Origin of the sequence: Caulobacter sp. FWC26, assembly GCF_002742645.2 — a bacterium.
GTDB lineage: Bacteria > Pseudomonadota > Alphaproteobacteria > Caulobacterales > Caulobacteraceae > Caulobacter.
On sequence record NZ_CP033875.1, the window covers coordinates 79,815 to 99,681 of the forward strand.

Sequence of the window (19,867 nt, forward strand, 5' to 3'; positions counted from 1 at the left end):
GTCTAGAGCGAAATGCGCGATCCATGAATCGCACATCTCGCTCTAGCTTTCTGTTTTCGCATCGTTTTTACGGAAAACCGGTTCCCACTTTTCCGCACGCTGCTCTAGTGGCGGAACACTCGCACGCCGGTGAAGGCCATTGTAAGGCCCAGCTTGTCGGCGGCCTCGATGACCTCCGGATCGCGCATCGAGCCGCCCGGCTGGATGATCGCCGTGGCCCCCGCTTCCGCCGCCTGGATGAGACCGTCCGCGAACGGGAAGAAGGCTTCCGAGGCGCAGGCGCAGCCCTTCAGGTCCAGGCCGAAATCGGCCGCGCGCAACGCCGCGATGCGGGCCGAGTCCTTACGGTTCATCTGACCGGCCCCAACCCCCAGGGTCTGGCCCGCGCGGGCGTAGACGATGGCGTTGGACTTCACGTGCTTGCCCACCGTGAAGGCGAACAGCATGTCGCGGATTTCTTCCTCGGTCGGCTCGCGCTTCGTGACGATCTTCAGGTCGCTGGCCTTGATCCGCGCGTCGTCACGCGATTGCACCAGGAAGCCGCCGGCCACGCTCTTGAAGGTGTCGCCGGTGGACAGCGGGTCGGGCAGGCCGCCGGTGACCAGGAGCCGCAGGTTTTTCTTGGCGGCGAAGACGGCCACGGCGTCGTCGTCGGCCTCGGGAGCGATCACCACCTCGGTGAAGATCTCTACCATGGCTTCGGCCGCCTCGCGGGTCAGGCGCGAGTTGACCGCCACGATGCCCCCGAAGGCCGAGGTCGGGTCGCAGGCCAGGGCCCGCTCATAGGCCTCGCGCTGAGTGGCGCCGACCGCCACGCCGCAGGGATTGGCGTGCTTGATGATCGCCACGGCCGGGCCCTGGGCCGGGTCGAACTCGGCGATCAGCTCGAAGGCCGCGTCGGTGTCGTTGATATTGTTGTAGCTCAGTTCCTTGCCCTGCAACTGGGTGGCCGTGGCCACGCCCGGACGCGGGTTGGGGAAGGTATAGAAGGCCGCCTTCTGGTGCGGGTTCTCGCCATAGCGCATGGTCTGACGAAGCTCGCCGGCGATGCTCTTGCGAGCCGGGAAGTCCTGGCCGAGCGCAGCTGCGAACCAGGCCGAGATGGCGGCGTCATAGGCCGCCGTGCGGGCATAGGCGCGGGCCGCCAGGGTCTGGCGCAGGGCGAGCGTCGTCCCGCCGGCCTTGAGGGCCTGCAGCACCTCGGCGAGGTCGGTCGGATCGGTGCAGACGGCGACATAGCCATGGTTCTTGGCCGCCGAGCGGATCATGGCCGGGCCGCCGATGTCGATGTTCTCGACGCACTCGGCGTAGGAGCCGCCCTTGGCGACGGTCGCCTCGAACGGATAGAGGTTCACATACAGGATATCGATGCCGCCGATGCCGTGGTCGGCCATGGCTTGCGCGTGTTCGGGCGCGTCACGGACGCCGAGAAGCCCGCCATGCACCACGGGGTGCAGGGTCTTTACGCGGCCGTCCATCATCTCGGGGAAGCCGGTCAGGTCCGAGACGTCCTTGACCGGGATGCCGGCTGCGGCGATCGCGGCCTTGGTGCCGCCGGTCGAGACCAGCTCGACGCCGGCGGCGCGCAGGGTCTGGGCGGCTTCGACCAGGCCGGTCTTGTCGGAGACCGACAGCAGGGCCCGCTTGGGGGCGACGAGATCGGGGGCGGACGGATAGTCGGGGGCGGCGGGCACGGCGGACTCCTCTGGTGTGGTTCAGAAAGGGAGCCCAGGCGCGCGGCGGCTTGCGAGCAGCAAAAGTGGACGCCGGTTTTGCGTCCGCTCGCAAGCTCTCAAGAGACGCGCCTTTCTAATGAAAGGCGCGCGGTCCGCGCTCCCCGATGGTTCCCCATCACTAGCGCCAGTCACGCGAACGCGGCGGAAAATACGGGGGCGGGCGGCGGAGTCAATTGCGGCGGCCGGTCGCCAGGCTTTCCGGCGCCAAGGGATCCGCAGGCGCGCCTATTTCACCACAACCCCCACGCCCCGCGCGCGGGGATCGGGCTCGGGAAGGGGGGTTCGGCCCAACACCTGGATCGCCTCGACATCGCCGCTGAAGCTCTCGGTCCAGCTGTAGCCGCGCGCCTCCAGCGCCGCCTTCAGGGCGGTCGAGGGCGGGCCCGAGCGTTCGTAGAAGATCACGTTCTCAGGCAAGAGCTGGTGGTGATAGCGCGGCGCGGCCTGGGCGGCCTTCAGGCTAAGACCGTGGTCATAGACATTGGCCAGCACCTGAAAGACCCAGGCGAAGATTCGCGAGCCGCCCGGCGTGCCGATCACCATGGCCACACGGCCGTCCTTGGTCAGGATGGTCGGCGTCATCGAGGAGAGGGGCCGCTTGCCGGGCGCGATGGCGTTGGCCGACCCACCGACCACGCCGAACATGTTGGGCGTCCCCGGCTTGACCGAGAAGTCGTCCATCTCGTTGTTGAGGATAAATCCCGCGCCCTCGACCACCACGCCCGAGCCGAACGAGCCGTTCAGGGTGTAGGTGTTGGAGACCGCGTTCCCCCACTTGTCGACGATCGAATAGTGGGTGGTCTGGGGTTTCTCGAGGCCCGGCTGGACGGCCTTGGTCGGCGACGGCTTGTCGGGATCGACCTCCTTGGCGCGCCGCGCCACATAGGCCGGATCGATCAGGTTCGACACCGGAACCTTCACGAAATCCGGATCGCCCAGATACTCGGCGCGGTCGGCATAGACGCGCTTTTCGATCTCGGCCAGCAGGTGGACGTACTGCGGATCGTTCAGGGGCACGCCCTGGAAGCGCGGCGCCAGGTCCTGCTTCATCAGGAGCAGCTGCATCAGGGCGATGCCGCCCGAGCTGGGCGGCGGCGCGGTGATCACGTCATAGCCGCGCCACCGAGCGACCAGCGGCGCGCGCCAGACCGCCTTGTAATCCGCAAGGTCGGCCTTGGTGATCAGTCCCTTGACCGGTCCCCGGGCCATCTGAGCGACGATTAGGTCGGCGGTCGCGCCCGTATAGAAGGCCTTGTCGCCGCCCCGCGCGATGTGCTCCAGGGTGGCGGCCAGTTCTGGCTGCTTGAACACGGTTCCGGCCTTGTGCGGCGGGAAATAGGCCCGGAAGTTGGACTGGGGCAGCTCCAGAGGGCGTTCGCGGAGCAGCACATCCGCCAGATGCGGGTTTACGACGAAGCCCTCGCGCGCATAGCGGATGGCCGGCGCCAGAACCCGCGCCCAGGGCAGCTTGCCGAACCGCTGATGGGCCATGGCCATGCCCCGCACCGTGCCGGGCACGCCCGCCGCCAGGCCGCCATACAGTGACAGCCCCTCGACCGGCTCGCCGTCCGCGCCCAGATACATGTCGGCCTTCGCCGCCGCCGGCGCGGTCTCGCGGTAGTCGAGGAAGTAGGGCTTGCCGTCCATATAGACGGTCATGAACCCGCCGCCGCCCAGATTGCCGGCCTCGGGATAGGTCACGGCCAGGGCGAAGCCGGTGGCCACCGCAGCATCGACGGCGTTGCCGCCGGCCCTGAGCACCTCCTCCGCCGCCAGCGCGCCATACTGGTCCGGGGAGGCCACGGCGCCGGCCTCCAGAGCCCGGACCGCCGCCGCAGCGGACCTGGGCTTGGCTTCGACGCTGGGCGAGACCAAAAGAAGCGCCGCCGAAAAGGCGGCGGCGAGGTGAGCAAACAGGCGCAAGGCGGCCTCCACGACGTCGTCCGCCCACGCTAACCGATTGGCGGGCGCGGACAACGGTCATGAAGAAGGCGAACGGTGGCGGGGCGCCTGGACGGGCTGGCCTCAGTTCGGCGCTGCGGCTTCGAAGCTGACGCCCTCCAGGATCACGTTGTCGTCGATGCGCCAGACCTTGAGCTTATGGCGGCCGGCGGCGACATCGGCGAACGTGTGGTCCAGCGTCACGCCATTGTCGATCACGGCCTTGTACCAGGCCTTCTGCCCCGGCGTGACGGCCCCGCCCCCGGTCGCGGACAAATGCGCGGTCAGGATCCGGACCTCACCGTCGTCAAGAGAAACGCCCAGTCGGACAGCTTCGCCGCCCTGGGTGTCCAGCGTTGGGGCGATCCGCACCGCCACCCGCGCCGGACCGGCGCTTGCGGCGGAGACGTCGAAGCCGAGCCACATCTTGTCCTGAACGCCGGTGGCGGGACGCCCCTGCGGCCAGGCGATCACCGCCTTGTTGCGACCAAGGTCAGTGATCGTCTTCCAAGCCAATCCCGCCCCCTGTGAGGCGCTGGCGTAAGCCGTCGCCGGGATCGCATAATCGCGTCGAACCGCCGCCGGGCGCGCGAAGACCACCTTGGCCGCCAGCTTCTCCGGCGGCGTGTCGGCGGCGACCCGGACGACGCTGGGCATGGTCTGTTCGGTGGGGTCGTTCCAGATGACGTAGTTCATGTGGACCTGGTTCATCATCCCGGCCCACTTGCCGCCACCCAGCGCGTGATATTGCGCGGTCAGCTCCGCGTCGCGCCGGAAGGTCGCTTCGACGATATCGGCGAAATAGTTGGCGCGCGCATCGTTGCGGGCGGCCAGCCGACGGTTCCACGCCGTGGCGTAGTACATCTCATAGAGGTTGGAGAGCGCCAGAACCGGATGCTCGACCAGTTGGAAGTAGGCGTCCTGCTGGTCGGGACGAACCCTCGTCTTGGTGTCCTCGACGGCGCGGACAAGCGCCCGCCAGGCCTCGACCAGGGCTCCGAACTCGCCGCCGTCCAGCACCGCGCCAGCGCCTTCGCCGAGCCGGAAGGTGTCCGGATCGATCAGTTCGGGCTTACGGCGGGCGGCGTAGGTTCCGTAGGTCGCCAGGATCCGCCCGATCTCCGGACCAAGTTCGGGACCGAAGGTTTCGCCGGCCCAGCGACGGGGGAAGGTCTCGAGCGCTTCGGGCGTCATCGCCTCCGGATTCCACGCCATGCGCATGAAGAACGACAGCGGATATTCCATCGGCTTGATGTCGCCGACATTGACGATCCAGAGGTTTTTGGCCCCGCGCTGATAGGCCAGATCCATCTGCTGCCAGACCTTGGCGACCTGGTTGGTGTTGATCCACTTGTAGTTCCGGGGCGCCCCGACATAGTCGAAGTGGTAGTAGACGCCGTAGCCGCCGGCGCGATCCAGGCGGTCCTTGCCCGCCACCGGCAGCCGGCGGATCTGGCCCCAGTTGTCATCGGCGAACAGCAGGGTCACGTCGTCGGGCACGCGCATGCCGTGGTCGTAGTAGTCGAGCACTTCCTTATAGAGCGCCCAGACCTGCGGGGTTTTCTCCGGCGGCTTGCCGGTGACGTCGGCGATGATCGCGCGCTGGTCGCGGACGATCGTTTCGAGCAGTTCGGTGGCCGCCCCCTCGGCCATCGGTTCGTCGCCGTCGCCGCGCATGCCGACGGTGATCAGGCTCTCGTAACCGACGCCATCGCCCTTGGACATCATCCGCTCGACGCCGCCGCGCCAGAACGTCCGCAGGTTTTCGGCGTTGGTGGCGTAGTCCCAGCGGCCGCCGGTGACGCCCTTGTCCTTGTTGCGGTGCCATTCGTCCTGCGCCCGGGTCATGGGCTCGTGGTGGGAGCTGCCCATCACCACGCCCATCGCGTCGGCGAGCACCTTGTTGTCCGGATCGTCGTCATTGAACGCCTTGGGCGCCCACATGGCGGGCCAGAGGTAGTTGGCCTTCAGCCTCAGCATCAGTTCGAAGACGTGCGCATAGGCCTTGGCGTTGATCCCGCCGAACTTGGCTTTCGCCCAGCCGCTGAACGCCGGGTCCTCATCATTGATGAAGAAGCCGCGATACTTGACGCGCGGATGATCGGCGCGCGCGCCGGCGCCCAGATACAGCGCCGAACGCTGCGTGACCGGCACGTCGGCCCACCAGACCCAGGGCGACACGCCCATCCGCTCCGACAGGTCATAGGCCCCGAAGACGGCGCCCCGCCGGTCGGAGCCGACGATGACGAGGGCGCGCTGGATCGCAGGGGTCGGCCGCTCGACGACCACCTGGCGGTAGCCCTCCCACTGTCCCGCCAAATCCTGGAGCTGGAGCTTGCCGCTTTGCACCAGCGCGTCGATCGTCGGGCTCTTGCCCAGTTGGCCCAGAATGATCGTCGGCCCTCGCGCATCGGCTAGCGTCGCCAGCGCGGCCGCAGGCCGTCTGCTGACCCGCCCAAGGTCCTCGCGCAGGCTCGCAGCCGCATGGCGCACCGCCGGGTCAGCCTCAGCGTCGACATACACATCGGCGGGGACGCCGCCCTCGATCAGCGTGAAGCCGCCCGAACGCTTGGTGGCGCAGACATCGACGGGCGCGACGCAGGCCATGGCCGCCGAGGCGACCATCGTCACAATCAGCGTCAGGGCGAGGCCGGCCGCGTGGCGGGTCTGGACCCAGGAAAGGCGACGCCATGCCCGCCACGGACCGCTGACGCGGCCGGCCGTCTCAAACCCAATCACCACGCGCTTCTCCCCGGCATCCTGGTTTCGGGCAGGGTCGAGGACCCGTCCAGGCCCTTGGGCTGGACGCATGGGGACCGACGACATGACCGCACCAGATTGTAAACTGGTCAGGCCACAGGTCAGCACAGCCGAGATGTTACCGCAATCATTTCCGCTCGCGCCCCAGGCGGAATCTTACATTATCCATCAATAACAGAGCCTTGTCCGCCCCGACCGGAACGTCCTGGTTGGTCAGATGAGTTCGCGCTCAGAAGTCGACGGCGACGCCTTTTTTCTCCCAGTCGCCGAAGCGCGTGGGCTCGGGGCCGTCGCGGCCGCCCTCTTCCGGCGGCAGGGCCAAGGCCGCCTCGGCGGCGCGGCGGGCGGCGGCTTCCTCCAGCGCGCGGCGGGCGGCGGGGGTCAGGGCCTTTCCGGGGGCGGCGCCGGGAACCTCGGGCGCGGGGTCCGTCGGAGGGGTGGGGGTGTCGGTCATGGCGGCTCCTTGTCCGTCGATATAGAGCGATCCTGGCCGTCGGCAATCATCGCCGTCCATAGCGCTGGGCGACAATAGACTTGCGTCCGGGCGCGTCCCGAGGCACGGCGAGGCGGTGACTCAAGAACTCAACGACGGCCTCCCCGCCCGGGAAGCCGCGCTTACCCTGATCGACGCGGCCCTGTCGCGTCGCGGCGGCCTCGACGAAGCCGCGTCGGCCAACGGTTTCCGTTTCCTGGAGCCGCGCGAGCGCGCGTTCGCGCGGGCGCTGGCCATGGCCGTGCTGCGCCACCTTGGCCCCATCGACCGCGCCCTGACGGCTCGCCTGCAGAAGGCGCCGCCCGATCGGGTGATGCACCTGCTGCGCCTGGGCGCGGCGCAGGCCTTCTATCTTGAAGTGCCCGCCTTCGCCGCCGTAGCCACCTCGGTGGAGCTGGCCGGCGCCAACAAGACGAGCCGGCCGTTCAAGGGCCTGGTCAACGCCGTGCTGCGCGGCCTGCTGCGCGATGCGCCGCCGACGGATGATCCCAGTGTCCTGGCGCCGCCGTGGCTGTACGCGCGCTGGGTGTCGGCGTTCGGCGAGGCCACCGCCCGCCAGATCGCCGGCCAGATCGCCCTGGAGCCCGCCACCGACCTGTCGGCCAAGCCCGGCGCCGATCTGGCCCCGCTCATCGAGGCGCTGGAGGCCGAGGCCCTGTCCGGCGGCACCCTGCGCCTGCGCCGCAAGGGCGATGTGGCCGCCTGGCCGGGTTTCGAGGACGGGACCTGGTGGGTGCAGGACGCCGCCGCCGCCGTGCCCGCCCGCCTGCTGGACGTCCAGCCGGGCCAGAGCGTGCTCGACCTCTGCGCCGCGCCCGGCGGCAAGACCCTGCAACTGGCCGCCGCCGGCGCGCAGGTCGTGGCCCTGGACCGCTCGGCTGCGCGCCTCAAGCGCCTGTCGGAGAACCTGGCCCGCACCGGCCTGTCGGCCGAAATCGTCGTCGCTGACGCGGCCGTCTGGGATGATGCGCGGACCTTCGACGCCATCCTGCTGGACGCGCCCTGCAGCGCCACCGGCACCTTCCGCCGCCATCCTGACGTGCTGTGGGCCGCGCGGCCGGGCGACGTGGCCAGCCTGGCCAATGTCCAGGCCCGCATTCTCGACGCGGCCGCCGGCCGCCTCAAGCCCGGCGGCCGCCTCGTCTACTGCGTCTGTTCGCTGGAGCCCGAAGAGGGCGAGGCCCAGGTCGAGGCGTTCCTGGCCCGCCGCAAGGACGTCGTGCTGGAGCCGATCACCGCCGCCGAGGCGCCGTTGGCCGGTTTCCCGGAGGCCAGCCTGACCCCGCGCGGGACCCTGCGCCTGCTGCCGCATCACCGCGCCGACGGCCAGGACGGCTTCTTCGCCGCGCGGTTTCGCAAAGTGACGGCGTAAGCTGTCATCCCGGCGAAAGCCGGGATCCAGCCAAGCAGAGATGACAGACCGGCGCGACGCGGTTAAGCCAGGGCCATGACCGCGCCGATCATCGCCCCCTCCATCCTTGCCTCCGACTTCGCCAAGCTGGGCGAGGAAGTCGCCGCCATCGAGGCGGCCGGCGCCGACTGGGTGCATGTCGACGTGATGGACGGCCACTTCGTGCCCAACATCACGCTGGGTCCCGACATCGTCAAAGCCATCCGGCCGCACGCCAAGATCCCGTTCGACGTGCACCTGATGATCAGCCCGGCCGATCCGTATCTGGAGGCCTTCCGCGCCGCCGGGGCCGACATCATCAGCATCCACCCCGAGGCCGGCCCGCACCTGCACCGCTCGTTGAAGCGGATCCGCGAGCTGGGGGCCAAGGCGGGCGTGGTGTTCAATCCGTCGACGGGCATCGACCACGTCGAGTGGATCCTCGAGGACGTCGACCTCCTGCTGGTCATGTCGGTGAACCCGGGCTTTGGCGGCCAGAGCTTCATTCCGGGCCAGCTGCGCAAGGTCGAGGCCCTGCGCAAGCTGGTCGACAAGGCCGGCCTGCCCATCATCATCGAGGTCGACGGCGGCGTGACGCCGGTCACCGCCCCGCAATGCGTGGCCGCCGGGGCCACGGCCCTCGTCGCCGGCTCGGCGGTGTTCAAGGGCGGTCCCGCCGCCTATGCGGACAACATCCGCGCGCTCAAGGGCGGCTGACGGATCGCGATGGCCGGCAAGCCCCCCGTCCTCGGCCTGGCTCTCCCCGCGCTTCCGCGGGGCGGCGTGCTGTGGAAGGCGATCCGCGCCGAGACCGCCCGCCACGTCGAACGCGAGTGGTTCGGCTCGGGCCCCCACAGGCTGAAGCTCTCCCTGCCCCGGCCCGAGGGCCTGGCCGCCCGTCCGCACGATCCCCGCCCGGTCGATCCGGCCCGTGGCCAGAAGATCCTGTCCGGCGTCCTGGCCCTGGACGGCGGCCTGCTGCGCCTGGGCCCGGACGGCGACCCGTTCGACACCGCCAGCCCCTCGCGCCGCTTCGCCGTCAGCCTGCACCGCTTCGACTGGCTGCCCGACCTCGTCGCGGCCGGCCCCGACGGCGCGCGCCGGGCCCTGCGGCTGATCGACGACTGGCGGCGGGTGTTCGGCAAGTGGAACGCCTTCTCCTGGAGCGCCGAGTGCCTGGAGCGGCGGGTCCATCACCTGGCCTGCGCCGCCAAGACCCTGGCCGCCGAGGCCAGCGACGCCGAGGTCGCCGATCTGGTCTTTGACCTGGCCCGCCAGGGCCGGCACCTGCTGGAGATCAAGCGCAGCCCCGAACGCGCCCTCGAGCGCGCCGCCGCCGCAGGCCTCGCCGGCTGCGTCCTGGCCGGCAAGCCGGGCGAGCAGCTGATCGACGGCGCGTTGAAGGGCCTGGCCCAGCACCTGGACGCCATGGTGCTGGGCGACGGCGGCCACGCCACCCGCAGCCCCGAGGCGGGGGTCGAGCTGTTGTTCGACCTGCTGACCCTCGACGACGCCCTGGGTCAGCGCGGCCGGCCCAGCCCCGAGGCCCTGTCGCGGGCCATCGATCGGCTGTCCAGCGCCGCGCGCTTCTTCACCCTCGGCGACGGGCACCTGGCGGCCTTCCACGGCGGCGAGTCCATCGGCCCGGCCCGTATCGCCGCCGCCCTGGCTCATGACGACGCCGGCCCCCGCGCCCTGAACGCCGCCCCGCACAGCGGCTATCACAAGATGATCGGCGGCAGCATCGAGGTCATCGCCGACTGCGGCCCGCCCCCGGTCGGCCCCTTTAGCGTCAACGCCTGCGCCCAGCCGGCGGCGCTGGAGATCGTGTGCGCCAAGGACCGCCTGATCACCAGCTGCGGCTGGAGCCCCGAGGCCGCCGGCGCCCACGCCTTTCGCCTGTCGGACGCGGCCTCCACCGTCTGCGTCGGCGACGGTTCGGCCGGCCGGCCGCTGTCGGGCTTCCGCGCCAAGGCCCTGGGGGCCTGGCTGGTCGACGGCGCGGCCAAGGTCGAAGCCAAGCGCCACGACGACGTCGGGGGCGTGTGGCTGGACATCCTCCATGACGGCTGGCGACATCTGGGCCTGACCCACGCCCGCCGCCTGTTCCTCGACGCGGTCCATGACGAGCTGCGCGGCGAGGACAGCCTCTCGCCCGTGGCCCTCGACCCCAAGGCCGCCGAAGGCCCGCGCCGCTACCTGCCCTTCGCCGTCCGCTTCCACCTGCACCCCGAGGCCCGCGCCTCGATCGCCCGTGACGGCAAGAGCGTGCTGATCCGGGGACCCGGCAATATCGGCTGGTGGCTGCGCAACGACGCCGTCGACGTCGAGATCGCCCCCAGCGCTCACTTCGACCACGGCCTAGCCCGCAAGGCCGGCCAGATCGTGCTGAAAAGCCAAGTCCGCCCCGAGGTCGGGGCCAAGATCCGCTGGAAACTGACGCGGGCCGAGGGGTGAGCGTGACGCCGAAAGTGGAAGCCGGTTTCGGCGCAAGTCACGCTCTGGGGCAGTAAGCCGCCGTGGGCTTTTCCCGCCGCCCGCCGATCGACCCCGGCCGCGCCCATGCGCCGCCGGACTACACGGCCGACGAGATCGACGAGGTCCTGACCGCCCTGCGCGCCGAGGCGCCGGAGGCCCTGGCTCTGGTCGAACAGGAAGCCTGCACGCCGGGCAGCGTGGCCATGAGCGACCACGACGACGCCTATGACCGCCTGCTGACCGTGCTCTTCGAGCGCGGGTTCGTGCACACCCACATCGAGATAGCGATGGTGTTCCGGGCGGTTAGGGCGAGGGCGGGGGGCTAGCGGACAAGGCCAGGCGCTTAACGTGATCCCTCTCTCTTTGAGAGAGGGAGGGGCCCGCCGCGAAGCGGTGGGAGGGTGAGAGGTTTCACCGCCCTACAGAAAAACCAGGATTCCTTCCGTTGAGCGCGACCTTGCACCCGCTCAAGCTCTGGCCATGGATAGGATCGCCACCGCCCGTCGCCTTCGCCGAAGCCAGACTCTGGCCGAGAAGACGCTGTGGACCCTCGTCCGCAACCGCCGCCTCGGTGGCTTTCGCTTCCTGCGCCAGCATCCGATCGACCGCTACTTCGCGGACTTCGTTTGCGAGTCCGCCAAGGTGATTGTGGAGCTCGACGGCCCCGCTCATGAGGGGCGCGAGGACTATGATGACCGCCGCACCGAGACTCTGGCGCTCTTCGGCTATCTCGTGCTGCGCTTTCGGAATGAGCGGGTGCTGGCGGACCCCGGCGGGACGGCGGACGAGATCCTGTCGGTGTTGCGTTCGGGCAGGCTGTAGCCTCTCACCCTCCCATCCCGACGCGCGTCGGGATGGGCCCCTCCCTCTCTCCAGAGAGAGGGATTGTGAATCGCCGCCCCCTAGCCCGCCCCATGCCCCGCCAGGCTGAACACCCGCGCGGTCTCCGGATCGGCCGGCTTGCCCAGCAGGCGGTCGGCCACGTATTCGCCCACCATCGGGCCGTGCTTGAAACCGTGGCCGCCGCCGCCGAAGACCAGCCAGACATTGTCGTAGTCGGGGTGGCGGTCGATGACGAAGTGGCTGTTTGCGGTGTTGTCGACCTGGCAGACGCGGGCCTCCATGACGGGGGCGTCGCGCATATCCGGAAAGCGGCGGGCCATGTAGTCGCGGCCCTTTTTCAGCAGATAGTCGGTCGGCAGGCGCTCGGCGGCGTCCGGGTCCTGGGTGACGCGGCCGCCGGCGTCGGGCGAGTATTTCAGGCCCCGCTCCAGGCTGCCGAAGCCGTAGCCGCCCAGGATGTGGTCGTGCCAGGCCGGCTGGTTCGGCCACGAGAAGCGGTCATCCCCCGCCGGCGGGCCGAAATAGAAGTATTCGCTGCGCCAGACCGACACGCGCGGCTTGGCCAGCTCTGGAAAGAGCTTCCCCGCCCACGGTCCGCAGGCGAAGACGAAATGGCCGGCGGCGAGGCTCTCGCCGCCGTCGAGGGCCAGGTGGGTCAGGCGCCGGCCCTCGGCGCGGCCGGGAACCGCGCGGGCGTAGCGGAAGGCCCCGCCCTTGCGGGCGAAGACGTCCATGGTGGCCAGCACCGCCTCGCGCGCCTTGATCACCGCGGCGCTGGCGGCGGTCTCGACGAAGGCGAATTCGACGTCGTCAAAGGCCATCTGCGGATAGCGGCGGCGCAGCGCCTCGCGGTCGGCCACCTCATAGGGCAGGTTCAGGCGCTCGAAGATCGCCTTCTGGGCGGTCATGCCCGGGGTCCAGCGCTGGGCCAGTTCCAGGCGCGCGTTGGGAAACAGGAGCTGACGGCCGAAATCGGCCTCGCGCGCCTTCCACATCGCCAGGGCCTGCATCGACCAGGCCGAATAGAAGCCCTGGTCGCCATAGCCGGCGCGGATCGAGCGGGTCTCGCCCGAGGACGAGGCGCGAGGACTGGCCGGGCCGTATTGGTCGAGCGCCAGCACCGACAGGCCCCGCTCGCGCAGGGACAGCGCCGTGAACGCCCCGAACACCCCGGCCCCGACCACCGCCACGTCGGGCGCGCCGGCTTTGGGCTTGGGCGTCGGCCTTGCGGTTGGCTGGGCTCGAGCCCCCGTCGCCCCCGCCAGCCCGGCCGCCGTCAGATTCAGAAACCCCCGCCGATCGATCATGTCCCGCCCCGTCTTCCGATGTTCCGGTATCGCCGCACAGCGCCCCGCTGCGGAGCGAAAAGCGCCGCGCGAGGAAAGCCCGGCGCCGAATGCGCGACGATTGGGCGCCTTGCCCCCTCTCCCATGGGGAGAGGGCGGGGGAGAGGGGGTACGGCCTCGACCGGAGCGCCGGCAGGGCGGCGGCTTTGAAACCCCTCACCCGACCGCTTCGCGGCCACCCTCTCCCTCCGGGAGAGGAGATTCGGAGGCCGTGAACGCTCGGAATTGGCGATGCGGAAGCCAATGAAATCAGAGCCTTGCCACTTTTACGCGCCAACTTATCCCCGGCCGGAGAACTCGCCCCATACTGATCTCACCTCGTCGCGAGGAAAGGGCGCATGGCCAGCGACCATTTGCGGCGGCGGGGGGCGGTCGAGCGGGGACAGGTTCGAGGGGGTTACTCGGACGGTCCGGGGACCTGATGCTGGTCAGGCCCGCCCGCCGTCGGCGTGGTCGAGGGAAAGGGTTCGTCCCTCTTCGATCACCGGGCGCTGCCGGAAACGGAAGCGCCCGGGTCCCGACAAGGCCTGAACAGGGCCACCTTCCCGGGACGCTGGCGGATAACGGCTGCGCGGAGCGTCGGCTTCGTCGAAACGGTAACAACACAACAGAACTCCGGACGAATGTCCGGCGCTCCGCGTCCCTTTCCAGACCTTCAGCGAGGGATCGCGTGAAGCGGATGAAACGCGCGCGCGAAACCTTCTTCCCCCTCCGGGGGAGGAGCGCCGAAGGCGCGGAGGGGGCCAGTCAGGGAAAGGGCCCGCCGACGCCGAAGGCCCCCACCTGACCGCTTCGCGGTCGTCCGCCCCCGGAGGGGGCGGAAGGATCCGCACCCTCAGAACGCCGCGCTGACGATCGTCCCATCCGGCAGCAGGGCGGCGCGCTTTAGGCCGCTGGAGACGAACGGCATGGCGATGGCGCCGTCGCGATCCACGGCGATCAGTCCGCCATGACCGCCAAGCTCGGCGACGCTGTCGATGGCGGCCTTGGCGGCGACGTCCAGCGGCTGGCCGCCGAAGCGGACGCGGTGGGCGATCTGGGCGGCGACGGCGGCGCGGATGAAGTATTCGCCCTGGCCGGTGCAGGAGACGGCGGCGTGGCCGTCGGCCCAGGCTCCGGCGCCGATGATGGGGCTGTCGCCCACCCGGCCGGGCCGTTTGCCGAACACCCCGGCGGTGGAGGTGGCGGCCGCCAGGCGTCCCTGGGCGTCGCGGACCACGCAGCCGACCGTGCCGGTGGGCAGCGCATCGGGCGGGTGATTGTCCTCGAAGGCGCCGGCGCGGGTGAACCAGGTCTCGGGGTCCTCGACCGTTTCCAGGCCCTGCTCGCGCGCGAAGTCGATGGCGCCCTGGCCGGCCAGCATGACGTGCGGGGTGTCCTCCATCACCGCGCGGGCGGCCAGGATCGGGCTCTTGAAGCCTTGCAGGGCGGCGACCGAACCGGCGCGCAGGGTGGGGCCGTCCATCAGGCTGGCGTCGAGCTCGTATTCGCCGTCGGCGTTGGGCGAGGCGCCCTTGCCGGCGATGTAGAGGCCGCTGGCCTCGAGACCGACCACGGTCTCGACCGCGACGTCGAGTGCGCCGGCGCCGGCGGCCAGACGGTCGCGGGCGGCTTCGACAAGGCCGCGCATATGGGCGATCTCGACGCCGTAGTCGTGGCCGCGCTTGGCCCCGGCGCCGCCGTGCAGGGCGAGGCTAAAACGTTTGTTTGACATTCTGCTTCCTTGGCTCGGCGTCCCGCGCTAGCGTCCGGCCTCTTAGCTAAGAAATGTGGGAGAGGCGATCATGAAGGCGGTGCTCAGCAAGGAAGTCGGCGGTCCCGAGACCCTGGTGCTGGAAGAGCTGCCCGATCCCGTCGCCGGCGCGGGCCAGGTGCTGATCGACGTGAAGGCCTGCGGGGTCAACTATCCCGACGTCCTGATCATCGAGGATAAGTACCAGTTCAAGCCGACGCGCCCGTTCGCGCCGGGCGGCGAGGTGTCGGGCGTGATCTCGGCGGTCGGCGAAGGCGTGACCCGCTTCAAGGTCGGCGACCGCGTGCTGGCCTCGACCGGCTGGGGCGGCTACGCCGAGAAGCTGGCCCTGGAAGAGGGCCGCTGCACCCCTATCCCCGACAACATGCCCTTCGACGAGGCCGCCGCCTTCGTCCTGACCTACGGCACCTCGTACTACGCCCTGAAGGATCGCGGCGTGCTGAAGGCCGGCGAGACCCTGCTCGTGCTGGGCGCGGCGGGGGGCGTTGGTCTGGCCGCGGTCGAGCTGGGCAAGGCCATGGGCGCCAAGGTGATCGCCGCGGCCTCCAGCCAGGAGAAGGTCGATCTGGCCATCAAGCACGGGGCCGACAGCGGCGTCGTCTATCCGCGCGGCCCGTTCGACAAGGACGGCCAGAAGGAACTGGCCAATCTGATCAAGGGCGCCTGCGGTCCGGACGGCTGGGACGTGGCCTATGACGCGGTCGGCGGCGACTATTCGGAGGCCACGATCCGCGCGGCGGGCTGGAACGGCCGCTTCCTGGTGATCGGCTTCCCGTCGGGCATTCCGAAAATCCCGCTGAACCTCACGCTCCTGAAGTCGTGCGACATTGTCGGCGTGTTCTGGGGCGCGGCGGTGGCGCGCGACCCCAAGGGCCACGCCCAGAACCTCAAGGAACTGATGGACCTCTACGCCGCCGGCAAGATTCGTCCGTACGTCTCCGAGCGCTTCCCGCTGGCCCGCGCCGGCGAGGCGATCGCGCACCTGTCCAGCCGCAAGGCGATGGGCAAGGTGGTCATCACCGTCGACTAACGGCGGCGCCACGGCGTGGTTAAAGCGCGCTAAGCATCCTTCTTAGCGAAGGAAACAGGCTCTCTCCGCAGAATGTCTCCAAGACGAGGAGACTCTGCGGAGATGTTTGTTCCCCAGGAGCAGAGCGGCTTCAACGAGGCCGCCCCGGCCGCGCCGCGCCGTCCCTACCGGCTTGCGCGCCGTCCCGAAGAGCGCGTGCGGGTGCTCGGCGGGACCGTGGACCTGGTGCGTCCGGAGGAGGTCTTCCACTTCGTCTCCGGCAAGCTGGAGGCGGGCCAGAGCGCCATCGTCGCCAACCACAACCTGCACAGCCTCTACCTGATCGGCCAAGACCCCCGGATCGGCGAGTTCTACAAGGCCGCCGACCTGATCGAGGTCGACTCGACGCCGCTGATCTTCTGGGCGCGTCTGGTCGGCCGCGCCAGCCGGCGCTTTCACCGTTGCACCTATCTGGACTGGCGCGACGCGTTCTGGGCCCTGGCTGTCCGGAAGAATTGGAAGGTCTTCTTCGTCGGCGGCGCGCCCGGCGTCGGCGAAAAGGCTGTCGAGCGCATCCGCCAGGACTGGCCGAACGCCCGCATCGAGACGCATCACGGCTATTTCGACGCCGCCTCGGGTTCGGCCGAGAACGAGGCCGTGCTCGCCAGGATCCGCGACTATGCGCCGGACATCGTGCTGGTCGGCATGGGCATGCCGCGCCAGGAAATCTGGACGCTGGAGAACCACAAGGCCTACGGCCCGGCGGCGACCTTCACCGTTGGCGGGGCCTTCGACTACGAGGCCGGCGTCCAGAAGGCCGCGCCGCGCTGGATGGGCCCGCTGGGCCTGGAATGGCTGTTCCGCCTGACGGCCGATCCGAAGCGGCTGTTCTTCCGCTACTGCGTCGAGCCGTGGTCGCTGATCGGTCCGGCCGTCGGCGATGTGGCCCGGGCGCTGTCGCAGCGCGGCGAGACGTCGTCGCGGGCGAGGGACAAGGCGCGCTGGGAGCAGATCCGCGGCCGCAACGAGGTCGCGCCCTAGCCGACCGGCCGGATTTCAGCCCCGAAAACCGCGCCCCGTCGCGGAAGGCCTCTAGCCAATCCCTAACCGCTCCGCGAATATGATCATTGATCACTGACCCAGGAGAGGTCGGGGAACGCGGAGGAAGAATTCGATGGTCGGACGTCTGGACGGCAAGGTCGCCGTGATCACCGGGGGCTGCTCGGGGATCGGCCTTGGAACGGTCGAGCTTTTCGTCGCCGAGGGCGCTTGCGTCGTCGCCGCCGACCTGCAGGACGAAAAGGGGCGCATGCTGGAGCAGCGCTTCCCTGACAAGGTCCGCTTCTCGCGCTGCGACGTCACCTCGGATGACGATCTGGCCAAGACCATGGCCCTGGCCGAAGACAGCTTCGGCGGCCTCGACATCCTGTTCAACAACGCCGGCCATGGCGGCACCCCGGCCAGCGTGCCGGAACTGACCGCCGAGGCCTGGGACAAGACCTTCGCGCTCTTGGTGCGGGGTCCCGCCATGGGCATGAAGCACGCCCTGCCGCTGATGCTGAAGCGCGGCGGCGGCTCGATCATCAACACCGCCTCGATCGCGGGTCTGCAGGCCGGCTTCGGACCTCTGGCCTATTCGTCGGCGAAGGCGGCCGTGATCCACATGAGCCGCTGCGCCGCAGCCGAACTCTCCCCGCAGAAGATCCGCGTCAACGCCATCTGCCCAGGCCTGATCGCCACCTCGATCTTCGGCGCCTCGATGGGCCTGCCGCGCGAAGTGGCCGACCAGATGGCCGCGCAGATCGCCTCGATCGGTCCGAAAATCCAACCGATCCCGAAGTCGGGCCTGCCCGAGGACATCGCGGCGGCGGCCCTCTACCTCGCCAGCGACGACTCGCGGTTCGTGACCGGCACGCACATCGTGGTCGACGGCGGCATCACCGTGGGTCCGCGCAGCGCCTGGGACGTCAACACGCCGTCACCCATCCTGGCGGCCATGGGCATCACGCCCGAGCAGGCCGAGCAGATGCGCGCCCAGCTGCTGGCCGCCGGCGGGGCGGGGTGACGCTCACCCCGAACCTGCGCGGCGCGCTGTGGATGCTGGCCTCTGCGGTCGGCTTCACGGCGATGACGACCCTGATCAAGTTCCTGGGGCCCGGCTATCCGGCGGCCCTGCAAACCTTCTACCGGCAACTGGCCGGCGTCCTCGTGCTGCTGCCGTTGATCGCTCGCGACTGGCGCGGGGCGTTCCGCACGACGCGCCCCGGCATCCTGATCTTCCGCTCCAGCGCCGGCGTGCTGGCCCTGATCATGGGCTTCTACGCCTACCAGAAGCTGCCCCTCGCCGACGCCAATGCGCTGTCGTTCACGCGGACGCTGTGGTTGGTGCCCCTGGCGGGTCTGGTTCTCCGCGAACCCATCGGGCCGTTGCGGATCAGCGCGGCGCTGGTGGGTTTTGTCGGCGTGCTGATCATGCTGCGCCCCGGAGCGGGTGGTGTGCAGGCCTGGATCGGCTGGCCGCAGGTCTGCGCCCTGGCGTCGGCGTTTCTCTTCGCCCTGACGATCACCGGCATGAAGGTGATGACCCGCGACCACAGCCCGTTCGTGCTCCTGGTCTACGCCGCCGTGTTGGGCCTGATCTTCGCGATCCCGCCCGCGCTGTTCGTCTGGCGCTGGCCGACCTGGCCGGACCTTGGACTGCTGGCCGCGATGGGCGTCATCGGCACGCTTACGCAGGGCGCCTATATCAAGGGAATGCAAGCGGGCGAGGCCGCCGTCATGGCGCCGATCGACTACACCCGGTTGGTGTTCGCGGTCGCCGCAGGCCTGTTGCTCTTCCACGAGGTTCCGCGACCGGCGACGATTATCGGCGCCGCCATCGTGGTCGGGTCGACCCTGTTCATTTCGTGGCGCGAACACCAACTGGCCAAACGCTCGGTCGAGCCGTCCCTGCAGACTCCCGACTAATGGACAGGGATGTCGGCAAGGCGGCCCGCGTTCTTTCGTCCTTCCGCGAAACCCGGTAGCCATGAGCGGCTTCTGGTAGGGATATCGCATGCAAACCGTTCTGGTGACCGGCGGCGCGGGCTATGTCGGCTCGCACTGCTGTCTGGCGCTCGCCGAGGCCGGCTTTCGTCCCGTCGTGTTCGACGACCTCTCGAACGGCCATCGTGAACATGTCCGGTGGGGACCGCTGGAAGTCGGCGATATTCGTGACGCGAGGCGGTTGGACGCGGTGTTCGCGGCCCATGCGCCGGTGGCGGTGCTGCACTTCGCCGCCCGCATCGAGGTGGGCGAGTCGGTGAAGTCGCCGGGCGCCTTCTTCGACACCAATGTCGGGGGCGCCATCACCCTGATCGAGGCGGCGCGGCGGGCCGGCGTGAACGCGCTGGTGTTTTCGTCGACCTGCGCGACCTTCGGCGACCCGGTCCGCCTGCCGATGAACGAGGACCATCCCCAGGCGCCGCTCAACCCCTATGGCCGCAGCAAGCTGATGGTCGAGCAGGCGCTGGCCGACTACGATCGCTATGCCGGCTTCCGCAGCGCGGTCATGCGGTACTTCAACGCGGCGGGCGCCGACCCGGAAGGCCGGATCGGGGAATGGCACGAGCCGGAAACCCACGCCTTGCCGCTGGCGATCCAGGTCGCTCTGGGCCAGAGGTCTCACTTCACGATCTTCGGTGACGACTATGACACGCGCGACGGCACGGCGGTGCGCGACTACGTGCATGTGCTGGATCTGGCCGACGCCCATGTGGCGGCGTTGCGGCGACTGCTTGCGGGCGGCTCGTCGGAGGCGTTCAACCTGGGCACGGGGACCGGGACTACGGTTCGTGAACTGATCAACGCGGTGGGCCGTGCGAGCGGTGAGTCCTTGAACGTTGAGATCGCCCCGCGCCGCGCCGGGGACGCGCCGGTCCTGGTCGGCGACAACGCCAAGGCTCGGGCCTTGCTGGGATGGACGCCGGTCCGGAATCTGGACGCGATCGTTTCCAGCGCCTGGCGATGGCATCGGGCTCAGGCCGCCAAGACCGCGCCATAGGTTTGCGCCGCCCTCAACCCCAGAAAGGGTTTATTCGTAACTCGTGCGGTAACACTGATTTCTAGTGACCCTTTGG

At 69.5% G+C, this 19,867-nt stretch carries 16 protein-coding genes and 2 pseudogenes; 11 read left to right on the plus strand and 7 right to left on the minus strand.

Annotation, left to right across the window (positions count from 1 at the left end):
• Positions 1 to 104 precede the first annotated feature (104 nt).
• From purH to CSW63_RS02025, 4 genes are all read right to left on the minus strand, one after another.
• The gene (gene purH / locus CSW63_RS02010; RefSeq protein ID WP_062097579.1) at positions 105 to 1,694 is read right to left on the minus strand and encodes a bifunctional phosphoribosylaminoimidazolecarboxamide formyltransferase/IMP cyclohydrolase; all 1,590 of its coding nucleotides are present in this window, start codon (positions 1,692 to 1,694) and stop codon (positions 105 to 107) included.
• Between the two features lie 267 nt (positions 1,695 to 1,961).
• Complete coding sequence (gene ggt / locus CSW63_RS02015; protein ID WP_062097602.1) at positions 1,962 to 3,659, minus strand: gamma-glutamyltransferase; 1,698 nt, start codon at positions 3,657 to 3,659, stop codon at positions 1,962 to 1,964.
• Between the two features lie 102 nt (positions 3,660 to 3,761).
• Positions 3,762 to 6,419, minus strand: a complete 2,658-nt coding sequence (locus CSW63_RS02020) for a glycosyl hydrolase 115 family protein (RefSeq protein ID WP_246842039.1) — start codon at positions 6,417 to 6,419, stop codon at positions 3,762 to 3,764.
• A gap of 247 nt (positions 6,420 to 6,666) precedes the next feature.
• Positions 6,667 to 6,891, minus strand: a complete 225-nt coding sequence (locus CSW63_RS02025; RefSeq protein WP_099502918.1) for a DUF1674 domain-containing protein — start codon at positions 6,889 to 6,891, stop codon at positions 6,667 to 6,669.
• A 115-nt stretch (positions 6,892 to 7,006) separates the two neighbouring features.
• On the opposite strand from CSW63_RS02025, the gene CSW63_RS02030 reads away from it, so the two are divergent.
• The 5 genes from CSW63_RS02030 to CSW63_RS02050 all read left to right on the plus strand — a co-directional run bounded on the left by CSW63_RS02030 (position 7,007) and on the right by CSW63_RS02050 (position 11,620).
• On the plus strand, positions 7,007 to 8,302 hold the full coding sequence (locus CSW63_RS02030) for an RsmB/NOP family class I SAM-dependent RNA methyltransferase (RefSeq protein WP_062098000.1): 1,296 nt from the start codon (positions 7,007 to 7,009) through the stop codon (positions 8,300 to 8,302).
• A 75-nt stretch (positions 8,303 to 8,377) separates the two neighbouring features.
• Entirely contained in the window at positions 8,378 to 9,037 is a 660-nt protein-coding gene (rpe, locus tag CSW63_RS02035; RefSeq protein ID WP_062098002.1) for a ribulose-phosphate 3-epimerase, read from the plus strand.
• A gap of 9 nt (positions 9,038 to 9,046) precedes the next feature.
• The gene (locus CSW63_RS02040) at positions 9,047 to 10,777 is read left to right on the plus strand and encodes a heparinase II/III family protein (protein WP_062098005.1); all 1,731 of its coding nucleotides are present in this window, start codon (positions 9,047 to 9,049) and stop codon (positions 10,775 to 10,777) included.
• A gap of 62 nt (positions 10,778 to 10,839) precedes the next feature.
• Complete coding sequence (locus CSW63_RS02045; protein WP_062098007.1) at positions 10,840 to 11,124, plus strand: hypothetical protein; 285 nt, start codon at positions 10,840 to 10,842, stop codon at positions 11,122 to 11,124.
• A gap of 154 nt (positions 11,125 to 11,278) precedes the next feature.
• Positions 11,279 to 11,620 carry an endonuclease domain-containing protein gene (locus tag CSW63_RS02050; protein ID WP_099502916.1) on the plus strand — a complete coding sequence of 114 codons (342 nt, stop codon included), beginning with the start codon at positions 11,279 to 11,281 and terminating at the stop codon, positions 11,618 to 11,620.
• Positions 11,621 to 11,700: 80 nt separating this feature from the next.
• On the opposite strand, the gene CSW63_RS02055 is transcribed toward CSW63_RS02050, so the two are convergent.
• On the minus strand, positions 11,701 to 12,948 hold the full coding sequence (locus CSW63_RS02055; protein WP_062099582.1) for an FAD-binding oxidoreductase: 1,248 nt from the start codon (positions 12,946 to 12,948) through the stop codon (positions 11,701 to 11,703).
• Positions 12,949 to 13,294: 346 nt separating this feature from the next.
• Between CSW63_RS02055 and CSW63_RS02065 the strand changes: the two are divergent.
• Positions 13,295 to 13,508: pseudogene (locus tag CSW63_RS02065) on the plus strand (hypothetical protein); the annotation flags it as partial.
• On the opposite strand, the pseudogene CSW63_RS24050 reads toward CSW63_RS02065, so the two are convergent.
• Positions 13,500 to 13,676: pseudogene (locus tag CSW63_RS24050) on the minus strand (hypothetical protein); the annotation flags it as partial. The pseudogenes CSW63_RS02065 and CSW63_RS24050 overlap by 9 nt on opposite strands.
• A gap of 146 nt (positions 13,677 to 13,822) precedes the next feature.
• Entirely contained in the window at positions 13,823 to 14,701 is an 879-nt protein-coding gene (locus tag CSW63_RS02070; RefSeq protein WP_062099459.1) for an isoaspartyl peptidase/L-asparaginase family protein, read from the minus strand.
• A gap of 70 nt (positions 14,702 to 14,771) precedes the next feature.
• Here CSW63_RS02070 and CSW63_RS02075 point away from each other — a divergent pair, with 70 nt between their 5' ends.
• The 5 genes from CSW63_RS02075 to galE all read left to right on the plus strand — a co-directional run bounded on the left by CSW63_RS02075 (position 14,772) and on the right by galE (position 19,791).
• Positions 14,772 to 15,770 carry an NADPH:quinone oxidoreductase family protein gene (locus tag CSW63_RS02075; RefSeq protein WP_062099458.1) on the plus strand — a complete coding sequence of 333 codons (999 nt, stop codon included), beginning with the start codon at positions 14,772 to 14,774 and terminating at the stop codon, positions 15,768 to 15,770.
• Between the two features lie 102 nt (positions 15,771 to 15,872).
• The gene (locus CSW63_RS02080; RefSeq protein WP_062099457.1) at positions 15,873 to 16,790 is read left to right on the plus strand and encodes a WecB/TagA/CpsF family glycosyltransferase; all 918 of its coding nucleotides are present in this window, start codon (positions 15,873 to 15,875) and stop codon (positions 16,788 to 16,790) included.
• Positions 16,791 to 16,923: 133 nt separating this feature from the next.
• Positions 16,924 to 17,814, plus strand: coding sequence for an SDR family NAD(P)-dependent oxidoreductase (locus CSW63_RS02085; protein WP_062099456.1), 891 nt, complete (start codon positions 16,924 to 16,926; stop codon positions 17,812 to 17,814).
• Positions 17,811 to 18,716 carry a DMT family transporter gene (locus CSW63_RS02090; protein WP_099502914.1) on the plus strand — a complete coding sequence of 302 codons (906 nt, stop codon included), beginning with the start codon at positions 17,811 to 17,813 and terminating at the stop codon, positions 18,714 to 18,716. Before CSW63_RS02085 ends, CSW63_RS02090 begins: the two co-directional genes overlap by 4 nt.
• 88 nt (positions 18,717 to 18,804) lie before the next feature.
• Positions 18,805 to 19,791: a UDP-glucose 4-epimerase GalE gene (galE, locus tag CSW63_RS02095; protein WP_062099454.1), complete on the plus strand. Its 987-nt coding sequence runs from the start codon at positions 18,805 to 18,807 to the stop codon at positions 19,789 to 19,791.
• The last annotated feature ends 76 nt before the right edge of the window (positions 19,792 to 19,867 follow it).

Bases quoted from the DNA above. Each gene is read 5' to 3' on its own strand.
- CSW63_RS02025 (WP_099502918.1), bottom strand. From the start codon at position 6,891: ATGACCGACACCCCCACCCCTCCGACGGACCCCGCGCCCGAGGTTCCC.
- CSW63_RS02080 (WP_062099457.1), top strand. From the start codon at position 15,873: ATGTTTGTTCCCCAGGAGCAGAGCGGCTTCAACGAGGCCGCCCCGGCC.
- rpe (WP_062098002.1), top strand. From the start codon at position 8,378: ATGACCGCGCCGATCATCGCCCCCTCCATCCTTGCCTCCGACTTCGCC.
- CSW63_RS02075 (WP_062099458.1), top strand. From the start codon at position 14,772: ATGAAGGCGGTGCTCAGCAAGGAAGTCGGCGGTCCCGAGACCCTGGTG.
- CSW63_RS02070 (WP_062099459.1), bottom strand. From the start codon at position 14,701: ATGTCAAACAAACGTTTTAGCCTCGCCCTGCACGGCGGCGCCGGGGCC.
- galE (WP_062099454.1), top strand. From the start codon at position 18,805: ATGCAAACCGTTCTGGTGACCGGCGGCGCGGGCTATGTCGGCTCGCAC.
- CSW63_RS02085 (WP_062099456.1), top strand. From the start codon at position 16,924: ATGGTCGGACGTCTGGACGGCAAGGTCGCCGTGATCACCGGGGGCTGC.
- CSW63_RS02040 (WP_062098005.1), top strand. From the start codon at position 9,047: ATGGCCGGCAAGCCCCCCGTCCTCGGCCTGGCTCTCCCCGCGCTTCCG.
- CSW63_RS02050 (WP_099502916.1), top strand. From the start codon at position 11,279: ATGGATAGGATCGCCACCGCCCGTCGCCTTCGCCGAAGCCAGACTCTG.
- CSW63_RS02055 (WP_062099582.1), bottom strand. From the start codon at position 12,948: ATGATCGATCGGCGGGGGTTTCTGAATCTGACGGCGGCCGGGCTGGCG.